At 55.3% G+C, this 12,567-nt stretch carries 8 protein-coding genes; 4 read left to right on the plus strand and 4 right to left on the minus strand.

Translation table 11 applies throughout. The features are described from left to right. Positions 1 to 50 precede the first annotated feature (50 nt). Together ABD920_RS14505 and ABD920_RS14510 are read right to left on the minus strand one after the other, a co-directional pair. The gene (locus tag ABD920_RS14505) at positions 51 to 1,979 is read right to left on the minus strand and encodes an OmpA family protein (RefSeq protein WP_345160040.1); all 1,929 of its coding nucleotides are present in this window, start codon (positions 1,977 to 1,979) and stop codon (positions 51 to 53) included. A 7-nt stretch (positions 1,980 to 1,986) separates the two neighbouring features. Beyond that, positions 1,987 to 2,640, minus strand: coding sequence for a 7-carboxy-7-deazaguanine synthase QueE (locus ABD920_RS14510; RefSeq protein ID WP_345160799.1), 654 nt, complete (start codon positions 2,638 to 2,640; stop codon positions 1,987 to 1,989). A 448-nt stretch (positions 2,641 to 3,088) separates the two neighbouring features. Here ABD920_RS14510 and ABD920_RS14515 point away from each other — a divergent pair, with 448 nt between their 5' ends. From ABD920_RS14515 to thrA, 4 genes are all read left to right on the plus strand, one after another. Then, complete coding sequence (locus ABD920_RS14515) at positions 3,089 to 4,498, plus strand: aspartate kinase (protein WP_345160043.1); 1,410 nt, start codon at positions 3,089 to 3,091, stop codon at positions 4,496 to 4,498. Between the two features lie 10 nt (positions 4,499 to 4,508). Next, entirely contained in the window at positions 4,509 to 5,462 is a 954-nt protein-coding gene (locus ABD920_RS14520) for a homoserine kinase (RefSeq protein WP_345160046.1), read from the plus strand. A gap of 2 nt (positions 5,463 to 5,464) precedes the next feature. After that, positions 5,465 to 6,793, plus strand: a complete 1,329-nt coding sequence (gene thrC, locus ABD920_RS14525; protein WP_345160048.1) for a threonine synthase — start codon at positions 5,465 to 5,467, stop codon at positions 6,791 to 6,793. A gap of 144 nt (positions 6,794 to 6,937) precedes the next feature. After that, complete coding sequence (thrA, locus tag ABD920_RS14530; RefSeq protein ID WP_345160049.1) at positions 6,938 to 9,385, plus strand: bifunctional aspartate kinase/homoserine dehydrogenase I; 2,448 nt, start codon at positions 6,938 to 6,940, stop codon at positions 9,383 to 9,385. Between the two features lie 72 nt (positions 9,386 to 9,457). Here thrA and folD read toward each other — a convergent pair whose 3' ends face one another. Continuing rightward, positions 9,458 to 10,339: a bifunctional methylenetetrahydrofolate dehydrogenase/methenyltetrahydrofolate cyclohydrolase FolD gene (folD, locus tag ABD920_RS14535; protein ID WP_345160051.1), complete on the minus strand. Its 882-nt coding sequence runs from the start codon at positions 10,337 to 10,339 to the stop codon at positions 9,458 to 9,460. 207 nt (positions 10,340 to 10,546) lie between these two features. Then, the gene (gene lepA / locus ABD920_RS14540) at positions 10,547 to 12,331 is read right to left on the minus strand and encodes a translation elongation factor 4 (RefSeq protein WP_345160052.1); all 1,785 of its coding nucleotides are present in this window, start codon (positions 12,329 to 12,331) and stop codon (positions 10,547 to 10,549) included. Positions 12,332 to 12,567 lie beyond the last annotated feature (236 nt).

Raw genomic sequence — 12,567 nt, forward strand, 5'->3', positions numbered from 1 at the left:
AGGAAATGAGGGTATGCCTGCAACTTCAACGGGAGAAACCACTATTAAACTTAAAGCACCCGCATCTCGATGCGGCGGTTCAGCTGGCGGTTCTCTTCGGTTGTGTTCGCTGCGACGGGTTTGCTTTCGCCATAGCCCTTGTAGGTGAGGCGGCTTTTGCTGATGCCGTTGTTGCTGAGATAATCCACCACCGCCTTTGCCCTTTTCTCCGACAGCAACTGGTTGTCCCTGTCAGAGCCCACATCATCGGTATGGCCCGAGATCTCCATCCTGATGTTCTCGTTCTGCTGCAGAAACCGGATCAGCTTGTTCAGCTCAGTCTTGGATTTATTCTCTAAGCCAAACTTGCCTGTGTCGAAGAACAGGTTGTTCAGCACCACGGCAGCGCCGGCCTTGATGGGCTCAAGGTACACATCAAGCGCCACCGGCGAAAGCGCCTTTTGGGAAGTGTAATCAAAGCTCAGGCTGTTAAGCAGGTAATCCGGCGCGCTCACGTACAGCGCATACTGTTTCCCCTCCGTCAGCACCACCGTGTACTCTCCGTTGATCTTGTCAGAATTCACCTGCTGCACCAGCGAGTCATTCTCTACATTATATAGCTGCACCTGCGCTGCCAGGGGCTTCTTCGTGCTCTTGTCAAACACGCGGCCTTGGGCATAGGTGCTGTTCTCACTGCTGCGCCATTCCGCGGGCACATCAAAACGGTACAACTGGATGGTGGCAGCGCCGGCCTCTGTGGCTTCCTGTCTCGAGTAGTAGCCAATGGTGTTATCCGGGGTGATGAAAAGGGAGCCTTCGTCGGCGTGGGTGTTGAGCGGGTAGCCCAGGTTCTGCGGCTCCGACCACTTCTGGCTTTCTTCTTTTGTTGTCTTGAACACATCCAAACCGCCCAGCCCCAGGTGCCCGTCACTCACAAAGTACATGGTGGAGCCGCTGGTGTGGATAGACGGCGCCATGTCGCGGCCAGCGGAGTTGACTGATTTGCCCATATTTACGGGCCTTAGCCAGGAGCCGTCCTCTTTCAGGTACGCCACCCATATATCCTCTTTGCCCACCCCGCCCCCGCGCGTGGAGGAGAAGTACAGCGTGCGTCCGTCAGCGGAAAGGCTCGGCTGCGAGTCCCAGGCTTTGGAGTTCACCATATTGCCCATGTTTTTGGGCTTGCTCCACTCCTCCCCGGTCCGGAAGGAGATATATAAATCGCAGTCTCCCTGGCTGTCAGGGCGGTTGCAGGAGGTGAACACCAGTGATTTCCCGTCGCCGGATATAGTGGCGGCGCCTTCGTTAGCATGCGTGTTGATGGCTTTCGAAATAGAAACCGGCTCCTGCCACTCCCCCGCTACCCGCTCACTGATGAAGATGTTCTCGTCGTGGTCGGGCCGGGAACTGGCCCTGGCAGTATATATAAAGTAGCGCTGGTCGGCGGTGGTATAGGGGAAATACTGCATGCCAAAGCGGTTTAAGGTGGCTGGCATCCGGATCGGGTCGAACGGGACGGGGTGCTGGATGGCCTCCATGGCAAAATCAGCCGTTTTCACCTGGCTTCTGGACCAGTCAATCAGCTTTGGGTTCTTCGGCTTCGACTTCAGGTATGCCTGGTAGTTCGCTTTCGCGGCGGCATACTCCCCCCGCTCAAACTGCAGGTCGGCCAGGTCGAAATAGTAGCCGCCATAGGCAGGCGTGAAAGGCACCAGTTGCAGGCCTTTCTGCAGCAACTCATATACGGCGGCCTTGTTGCCCATCAGCTTCTGCAGGCTGGCGGCGCGGATATAGGCCTCCACAAACTTTGGGTCCTTCTCTATGGCCTCGGAAAGCGATTGCAGGGCGCGCTCGAAGTCCCGGGTGCGGGCATACTCATCGGCCTTCTCATATAAACGCTCTGCTTTAGTAGAGCTGGTGCTTAGTTTCTGATTTTGTGCCAGACTGGCGGTGGCACAGCCAGCCGTCAGCAGCAACGCTGCAAGCAGGGGTTTATACATAAGGCAATTAAGGGATATCCATATATTTATGCGCCTGCAGCGATACGCGCCACTTCGGATGCAGCTTCACGTACTCCACTAACAGCGGCATGATCTCGTGGGCTTTGCTCCACTCCGGCTGCAGGTAGAGGGCACATTTCTCGCCTACCCGCGCCGCGTGCTCCTCGGCCCACTTAAAGTCGCTTCTGTTAAAGATAATAACTTTCAGCTCATCCGCAAAAGGATAGACCGACGCGTCCGGGGCTTTGAATTTTTTTGGCGAAAGGCACACCCAGTCCCAGGTGCCGCTGACAGGGTATGCGCCTGAGGTTTCGATCATCGTCCGGATGCCGCGCTCCTGCAGTTGCGATGTCAGCGGGTGCAGGTTGTAGAGCAGCGGCTCCCCGCCCGTAATCACCACGGTCTTACCCGGAAAGGCGTCCGCCTGCTCCACGATGGCAGCTACCTCGGTGAGCGGGTGCAGCTCCGCGTCCCACGACTCCTTCACGTCGCACCAGTGGCAGCCTACGTCGCAGCCCCCCAGCCGGATGAAATAAGCGGCCGTGCCCGTATTGGCGCCCTCGCCCTGAATGGTGTAGAAAGCCTCCATCAGAGGGAGCTCGCTGCCGTCTTTCGGCACTGAGTGGATAGAGGCGGTATGATATGCTTTTGTTAAGTCCAATGTCATTATGCTTCGGCCGTGGCATTTGCCAGGAGGGCCTGTTATATATAAACCCCGCGTTTGTGGGCTGTTTGCCAGCGCAGATTGCGCAATTTAGTTAAAAATGCAACAAGCGCAGCAGTGCTATATGTTCCGTACTGCGGCCTATCCCGGCGCTGCCTTTGGTTTATTCTCAACAAAATTTATCAATAATTAGTAATTGTGTAAATCTGGTAGTAATTTGTCGCATCATAAGCAATGAAACGCGCAAAAAACATATCGCTGCCCCTGGTTTCTTCTCTGAAGAAAGGGATGATTACGCCTTTTTTTTCCGCTTCCTTCACCGCTATCATTATTACCCCTTTTGGGGTTCTGCTATACATATCGTCCCTTCTCTAATATCGCGCTACCTGCGGTTTAGGCCTTCTGTAAGGCAATTTCTCTTGTATCAAGCTTTTATATATTCCCCATGCTGGTTTTAAAATTTGGCGGCACGTCTGTGTCTAATGCAGCAGCAATTCAGCAAATCGCCGCAGTCCTGAAAGAAAAGAAATATCCACATCATATGGTGGTGGTGCTATCGGCCATGTCGGGTGTCACGGATATGCTCATCTCCTGTTACCAGAAAGCTGGCAAGCAGGACAACTCCTACCATGAGGTGATTCACTTGCTGGAGGCAAAGCACATGGAGGCAATTGAGCAACTGGTGCCCTATAGTTTCCAGATCGAGGTAAAAGGCAGGATAAAACTGCTGCTGCGGGAGCTGGAGGATATATGCCAGGGGGTGCTGCTGCTCGACGAGCTAAGCGACAGCATCAAGGCCCGGGTGATGTCATACGGCGAGCTGCTGTCGTCTGCCATTGTGTCCGTGGCTTTCCACCATCAGGGCCTGCCCAACACGCTGATAGACAGCCGCGATTATATCATTACGGATAGTAATTATTTAAATGCAAAGGTAGACCAGCGGAAAACCTATGCCCGCATCCTCGAGCAGATGCCGGACGTGGACTTGGTGGTGGCGCCGGGCTTTATCGCTCGGACTGATGCCGGAAAAACTTCTGTGCTGGGCCGCGGCGGCTCTGATTACAGCGCTTCCATTTACGCAGCGGCGCTGGGGGCTGAGCGGCTGGAGGTGTGGTCGGATGTGGACGGCATGTACACCGCCGATCCCCGCAAGGTGAAAGCGGCGCATTCCATCAAGGAGCTGAGCTATAAAGAGGCCATGGAACTGGCTTATTTCGGGGCAAAGGTGCTTTACCCGCCAACGATCGCGCCGCTGGTGACGGCCAACATCCCGCTGCTCCTGAAGAACACATTTAACCCCTCGCACAAAGGCACGCTGATCACGGCCACGCCTGCACCGGGTCCCAATATCATCAAAGGGGTTTCTTGCATCGATAACATTGCCCTGATCACGCTGAGCGGCAGTGGCATGGTGGGTGTGCCCGGCATCGCAATGCGCATGTTCAAGGCCGTGGCTACCCGCAACATCAACATATACTTCATCACGCAGTCGTCGTCGGAGCAGAGCATCACCATTGCCCTCGCAGACACGGAGGGGCAGGCCGCGCTGGAGGCGCTGACGGACGAATTTAAGTACCATATCTCCGCGGGCGAAGTGGACCCAGTGAACCTGGAGCAGCACATGAGCATCGTGGCCATCGTAGGCAACGGCATGATTCAGCAGCCGGGCATCGCCGGCACCATGTTCTCCATCCTAGGAGACCACAAAATCAACATCAGGGCCATCGCGCAGGGTGCCACGGAACGGAACATCTCGCTGGTAATCCGGGGGGAGGACTCAGTCACAGCCGTCAACCTGCTGCACGACAGCTTCTTTTTAGCTAAATCAGAACAAACTGCCAAAGCACTGGCATAAGCATATATAAATGGAGGTATCAGAATATATAAAGGTGTTTGCACCCGCCACCGTGGCAAATGTCTGCTGCGGCTTCGACGTACTGGGCTTTGCCCTGGAGCAACCCGGGGATGAGGTCTGGGTGCGGCGGAAGGACGCCCCTGGCATTACTATCTCTGCGATCAGGGGCATTAGCGGCCTTTCGCAAAACCCGGAAGAAAACGTGGTGGGCGTGGTGGCGCAGAAAATGCTGGCCGAACTGCAGGTTTCCTTCGGACTGGACATGCAGCTGCACAAAGGCATGCCCGTGGGCAGCGGACTCGGCAGCAGCGCCGCCAGTTCCGCCGCCGCCGCCTATGCCGTCAACGAACTGTTGGGGAAGCCTTTCACAACGGAAGAACTCGTGCCTTTTGCCATGGAAGGCGAACGCCTTGCCTCGGGCTCGGCCCACGCCGATAACGTGGCCCCTTCCCTTTTAGGAGGGTTTGTGCTGGTGAGGAGCTACGACCCGCTGGATGTGGTGCCGCTGGGCGTGCCGGTGGAGCTTTACTGCTCGGTGGTGCACCCGCAGGTGGAGCTGAAAACATCGCTTGCCCGCAGCATCTTAAAAAAAGATATTCCGCTGCAGAAAGGCATCCGGCAGTGGGGCAACCTGGCCGCGCTGATGGCAGGCCTGCTGAAAGCGGATTATGCGCTGATCGGGCGCAGCCTGCACGACGAGATTTTTGAGCCAGAGCGTTCTTTCCTGATCCCGCTTTTCAAACAGGCGAAACAGGCCGCTTTAGACGCGGGCGCGCTGGGCGCCGGCATCTCCGGGTCAGGTCCCTCCATCTTTGCTTTGTCCGCGACGGAGCAGGTGGCATTTGATGTGCGCACGGCCATCGAGCAGGTGTACCTTTCAAGCGGCATCGACCTGCATGCCTATGTGTCGCAGGTGCCGGAGCAAGGGGCCCGCGTTATCCAACAACCAACCTTACACGCTTAACCATGAAGTACTATAGCACCAACCGCCAGTCGCCTGACATGAGCTTCAAAGAGGCGGTTGTAAAAGGGCTGCCCCAGGACAAAGGGCTTTTCTTCCCGGAGCACGTCCCTGCCCTACCGGCCGCTTTCTTTGAGGCCCTGCCGGATATGACGCTCCCTGAAATCGCTTTCGAAGTGTTGCAACCCTATACCGCACCTGATATCACACCGGAAGCATTGAAGCATATATGCGCGGAGGTTTTCACCTTTCCCATTCCGCTTGTAAAAGTAGAAGAAGACATTTATAGCCTGGAGCTGTTCCATGGCCCCACCTGCGCCTTTAAGGATGTAGGTGCGCGGTTCATGTCGCGCTGCCTGCAGGCCTTTGCCGAACCCGAGAAGCCGGTGACGGTGCTGGTGGCTACCTCCGGCGATACCGGCAGTGCCGTAGCCAACGGCTTTTTGGGAGTGGAAAACATTGAGGTCGTGATTCTGTACCCGGAAGGCGGCGTGAGCGAGATTCAGGAAATGCAGTTCACCACGCTGGGCCAGAATATACATGCCGTGGCCGTAGCAGGCACATTCGACGATTGCCAGCACCTTGTGAAGCAGGCTTTCTCTGACCCGGTGCTGACAAAGGAAATGCAGCTGTCATCGGCTAACTCCATAAACGTGGCGCGTTGGCTCCCGCAGATGGTGTACTATTTCCATGCCTGGGGACAGTGGCGCAAGCATCAGCCACAAGCCCATGCCGACGCCGTCACTTTTGCGGTGCCGAGCGGCAACTTCGGCAACCTGGCGGCGGGTGTGCTGGCCAGGCAGATGGGCCTGCCGGTGAAATTTTTCATTGCAGCCACCAACCTCAATAAGATCGTGCCGGCGTACCTGGAGTCAGGACAATACACGCCCGCCCCGTCGGTGGCCACCATTGCCAACGCCATGGACGTAGGCAGCCCGAATAACTTCCCCCGCATCCAGGAAACCTTCGGGCAGGCGTACGAGGCCCTGACGCAGGTCATCAAAGGGTATTGGACAGAGGACGGCCCCATTAAATCTACCATCCTGGAGGTGCAGCAGAACCAAGGCTACCTGCTGGACCCGCACGGTGCCATCGGCTATATGGCTCTGAAAAAGGAGCTGCCGGATCTGAAGACAGCGGGCATCTTCCTCGAAACGGCCCATCCGGCTAAGTTCAAGCAGACCATCGATGCGATCTTAGAGACAGATCTCCCGCTTCCGGAGCAACTGCAGGTTTTCCTGCACCGGAAAAAGCAGGTGAGCAGCATCCGGAACGAGTTCTCTGAATTAGCATCGCTGCTGCAGGAGCAGCACAGACTGCACACTGCCTCCTGACCTTTATCGAACTCAAAGCATTTATAAATGTTGCCTTTGCCGCTTCACCACTGAGTTAACCGTGATGCTGGCAAATTTCAGTAACCATACAAAGCGCCAGGCAAAGCAGAAGCCTGGGCTCATATACTAAAGCTCCAAATCACCATGAAAGTCCTGAAATTCGGGGGAACAACTGTCGGTTCTGTTCAAAATGTCCTCACATCCTTAGATATACTCGCTGAAGAGGCAAAAACCGAGAAGCCTGTCGTAGTGGTTTCGGCCATGAGCGGTGTGACGAACCTGCTGGCCAGCATGGCAGACCACGCCGCTGACGGCAAAGATTTCTCCCGTTACCTGAAAGAACTGGAGGACCGCCACCTTGAAATTGCGAACGGTTTGATTCATGCGGCTAACCGCGAGAGCGTTAACGCCCGGCTACAAGCCTGTTTCCGGGAGTTGGAGAGCCTGCTGCATGGCATCTCCTCCCTGCGGGAACTTACCGCCAAGACCCGCGACTCGGTGCTGAGCTACGGCGAGCGCTGCGCCACGTTCCTGTTCAGTGAGGCGGCAGCACAGCGCTTCCCGAAGGCGCTGTTTGTGGATGCCGCCGCCCTGATCAAGACAGACAGCGGTTTCGGGCATGCCAGGGTGCAGACCGAGGTAACCGACCTGCTGATCCGGAGCTTCTACAGCGAACACAAAGACCGGCTGCTTTTGGTGACCGGATTTATCGCCAGTGATCAGCAGGGGCAGACCACTACCCTTGGCCGGGGAGGCAGCGACTACACTGCCGCGCTAATCGCCTCTGCCCTCAACAGCTCCGAAATCCAGATATGGACGGACGTGAACGGCATGATGACAGCCGACCCGAAGATGGTGAAGAAGGCGATTCCGCTGACAGAGCTCTCCTATATAGAGGCCATGGAACTCTCTTACTTCGGCGCCCGCGTTATATACCCCCCATCCATGACGCCAGCCTTCCTGAAAAGAATCCCTATTGTTATCCGAAACATACAGAACCCAGCTTTCCCGGGAACGGCCATCCGCCACGACATCCGGAAGTCCGGCTCCAACATCAAGGGGATATCGTCTATCAACGACACCAGCATCATCAATTTGCAGGGCAGCGGCATGGTGGGCAAGGCAGGCTACAGCGGGCGGCTCTTCTCCCTGCTGTCGCGGGAGCAGATCAATGTCATCCTCATCACTCAGGCTTCTTCCGAGCACAGCATCACGTTTGCCATACACCCGGCCGACGCGCCCAAGGCAAAAAAACTGATTGAACAGGAGTTTGAACTGGAACTGCAGGCCGAGAAACTGGAGATGCCCACGATCGAGCAACACCTTTCGGTGATGGCCATTGTGGGGGAAAACATGAAGGAAACGCCGGGCATCGCCGGGAAACTGTTTCACGCCCTCGGCAGGAACGGCATCAACGTCCGCGCTATTGCGCAGGGCTCTTCGGAATACAACATTTCGGTCATCATCTCCCGGCAGGACCTGCCCAAAGCCCTGAACACCGTACACGATGCTTTTTTCATCGAGCTGAAGAAAACTCTGCATCTGTTCTGCCTCGGCACCGGCAATATCAGCAGCACCCTTATCCGGCAACTGCAGGAGCACCACAGCTTTTTGCAGCAGCACAATGGCATTCAGGTGAAGGTGGTGGGCATCACCAATACCCGCCATATGGTGTTTGACGCTGACGGTTTGCCTCTGGATAACTGGCAGGAGGTACTGGAAACTGAAGGAGAGCCTGCTGACCTGGAGGAGTTTGTGCAGCGCATGAAGCGCATGAACCTGCCCAACTGCGTGCTTGCCGATAACACGGCAAGTCCCGCCCCGATCCGGTTTTATGAAGAGGTGTTCAGGTCCAATATATCGATCGTTACCTGCAACAAAATCGGCAACTCCTCTGATTACCAGCAATACAGGAATTTCAAAGACACCGCCTTTCAGCACGGGGTGGATTACTATTACGAAACCAATGTGGGGGCAGGCCTCCCGATCGTCCGTACGCTGAAAGACCTGATGATGAGCGGTGACAGGGTGCTGCGCATAGAGGCGATCCTCTCGGGCACCATCTCCTTCATCTTCAACAACTTTAAAGGCAATGCCTCTTTCCATGATGTGGTGAAGCTGGCGCAGGAGAAGGGCTTCACCGAGCCGGATCCGCGCGACGACCTGAGCGGCATGGACTTTATGCGGAAGATGCTGATCCTGGCGCGCGATGCCGGTTATGCACTGGAGGCAAAAGACGTGCAGATCGCCAATATCCTGCCGCCTTCATGCCTGCAGGCCGCCTCTGTGCCGGAGTTCTATGCGGAGCTGAAGGCCGCGGAGGATTATTTCCAGGCGCTGAAAGACAAGGCGGAGAGCAGCGGAAAAGCCCTGCGCTATATAGGCACGCTTGACAACGGCAAAGCTTCCATTTCGCTGGAGATGGTGGACGAGAGCCACCCGTTCTATACCCTCTCGGGCAGCGACAACATCATCTCCTTCACCACCGACCGCTACAAAGAGCGCCCTATGGTGGTGAAAGGCCCTGGCGCGGGCGCAGAGGTAACAGCAGCCGGCGTGTTCGCGGATATCGTGAATGTAGGCGCGCATTAAAGTAACAAGCATATAAACAGAAGGCCCTGCAGTATATATACTGCAGGGCCTTCTGTTTATATGCTATATAGCTTAGGCGTACACTTCTTTCTTCGCTGCCTTCAGGGTGTTCTTCAGCAGCATGGCGATGGTGAGCGGTCCTACGCCGCCCGGTACCGGGGTAATATAGCTGCACTTGGGTGCCACTTCGTCAAAGTTAACGTCCCCTTTCAATCGGAAACCGGACTTGCGGGACGCATCCGGAACGCGGGTGGTACCCACGTCAATCACAACCACGCCTTCTTTCACCATATCCGCAGTCAGGAATTCCGGCTTCCCGATGGCGGCAATGATGATATCGGCCTGGCGGGTAAAGGAGGGCAAGTCTACGGTGCGGCTGTGGCAGATAGTGACGGTGCAGTTGCCGGGGTAGGTGCTTTTCGCCATCAGGATGCTCATGGGCGAACCCACGATGTTGCTGCGGCCAAGCACCACGCAATGCTTGCCTGATGTTTCTATTTTGTAGCGCTCCAGCAGTTGTAAAATTCCGGCAGGGGTGGCGGGCAAATAGGCTGGCAGCCCGGCAACCATGCGCCCCACATTGATGGGGTGAAATCCGTCGACATCTTTCTGCGGGTCCACGGCTTCCAGCACCTTCTCGGGGTCAATGTGCTTCGGGAGCGGCAGCTGCACAATAAACCCGTCTATATCCTCATCCTCGTTCAGCTCCTTTATTTTGTTCAACAACTCTTCTTCCGTGATCGTGTCCTCAAAATGAAAAAGCGAAGATGCAAAACCCACACGCTCACATGCCAGGACTTTGTTGTTCACGTACGTCACGGAGCCCCCGTCATGACCGACCAAAATGGCGGCCAGGTGAGGGGTTTTGCCGCCGCTGGCTTTAAGCTCAGCCACCTCGGCAGCTATTTCCTTTTGGATGTCTTCTGATGTTTTTTTACCGTCGAGCAGGGTCATGTTATAAGTTAAAGGTTATGAATTAAGAGTTATGAGTTCTATTAAGAGTTATGAGTTCTATTAAGAGTTATAAGTTCTATTGATAAGGGTCAAAGGAGAAATTTAGTTACGGCAAAGTCTTTCGTCCATTGTCAAAATTTCAATTATCAAATTATCAAAATCCAAAAGCCCCGATGCGCGGCAGCACATCGGGGCTTTTGGTTTGGGTTAGTCGAGCTTGAGCACGGCTAGGAAGGCCTCCTGCGGAATCTCCACGTTGCCGACCTGGCGCATGCGTTTCTTTCCTTTCTTCTGCTTCTCCAGGAGCTTGCGCTTACGGGAGATGTCACCGCCGTAGCACTTGGCCAGCACGTTTTTGCGCATGGCTTTCACGGTTTCGCGGGAGATGATCTTCTGGCCGATGGCCGCCTGAATGGCGATCTCGAACATCTGCCGCGGCAGCAGCTCGCGCAGCTTCTCGCAGAGGCGCTTGCCCCAGTCGTAGGCTTTGTCGCGGTGCACGATGGCGCTGAGCGCATCCACTTTCTCGCCGTTCAGCATGATGTCCAGCTTCACCATATTCGAGGGGCGGAAGCCGATCAGCTCATAATCCAGGGAGGCATAGCCGCGGGAAATGGTCTTCAGCTTATCGAAAAAGTCAAACACGATCTCGGCCAACGGCATTTCAAAGGAGAGCTCCACCCTATCGCTGGTAAGGTAGGTCTGGTTTTTCAGGATACCGCGCTTGTCCATACAGAGCGTGATGATGGGCCCTACGAACTCCGATTTGGATATGATCTGCGCTTTGATATAGGGCTCTTCGATATGGTCGATATAGTTCGGCTCCGGCATCTCAGACGGCGCGTTCACCTTTATCATTTTCTCCTTGGTGGTATAGGCATGAAACTCCACCGACGGCACCGTGGTGATCACCGTCATATCAAACTCTCGCTCGAGGCGCTCCTGCACTATTTCCATATGCAGCATGCCCAGGAAACCGCAACGGAAACCAAACCCCAAGGCAGCGGACGTTTCCGGTTCCCATACCAGCGAGGCGTCGTTCAGTTGCAGCTTCTCCATCGAGGAACGGAGCTCCTCGTACTCGCTCGTCTCCACCGGGTATATACCAGCAAAAACCATCGGTTTCACATCTTCAAACCCTTGTATCCCAGGTCCTGGCCGGTCTACGTGTGTAATGGTATCGCCTACTTTTACCTCCTTGGCGTTTTTGATACCGGAGATCAGGTAGCCCACGTTGCCGGCGCCCATTTCCTGGCGCGACTCCTGGTTCAGCTTCAGCACTCCGATCTCATCCGCCTCATAGGTTTTGCCCGTATTGATAAACTTTACCTTGTCCCCCTTGTGGAGTGTGCCGTTAAAGATGCGGAAGTATACCTCTATCCCCCTGTAGGAGTTGAAAACAGAATCGAAGATCAGGGCCTGCAGCGGCGCCTCCGGGTCGCCCTTCGGCGCCGGGATACGGTCGCAGATGGCGTTGAGGATGTCTTCAATCCCGATACCGGTTTTACCGGAAGCAAGGATGATGTCTTCCCGCTCACAGCCGATCAGCTCGATGATCTGGTCTGAAACCTCCTCCGGCATCGCGTGCGGCAAATCGATCTTGTTCAGCACCGGGATGATCTCCAGGTCATTGCCGATGGCCAGGTATAGGTTAGAGATAGTTTGCGCTTCAATGCCCTGCGAAGCGTCCACGATCAGCAGCGCGCCCTCGCAGGCGGCAATGGAGCGGGAAACCTCATACGAAAAGTCAACGTGGCCGGGCGTGTCGATCAGGTTCAGTACATAATCCTCGCCCTTGTAAGGGTATTTCATCTGGATGGCGTGGCTCTTGATGGTGATGCCCCGCTCCCGCTCCAGGTCCATGTTATCCAATAGTTGGTTCTGCATTTCACGCTCCGCCACCGTGGAGGTGTACTCTAAGAGGCGATCGGCCAGCGTACTCTTGCCATGGTCGATGTGAGCGATGATACAGAAATTGCGAATGTTCTTCATAAGTATGTATACGAATAACAAAGTTAAGAAGAAAGCGCGTTACTCTTTATAGAAGGCCGATATTTTTGGCTCTCCGCGCATGAGTACACCCTTAAAACTCCCGCAGAGAGTTGGTTCCGATCAGTGCAAAGGATCCTAGCCTGCACGTGCGAACACGCTGAATCAGGATCACTGGTATATATGCACGAACATTTTATGAATAAGTGAGTGCCTCCTTATCCCATATCCGCACTTGC

It is taken from the genome of Pontibacter saemangeumensis (assembly GCF_039541895.1).
Classification (GTDB): Bacteria; Bacteroidota; Bacteroidia; order Cytophagales; family Hymenobacteraceae; genus Pontibacter; species Pontibacter saemangeumensis.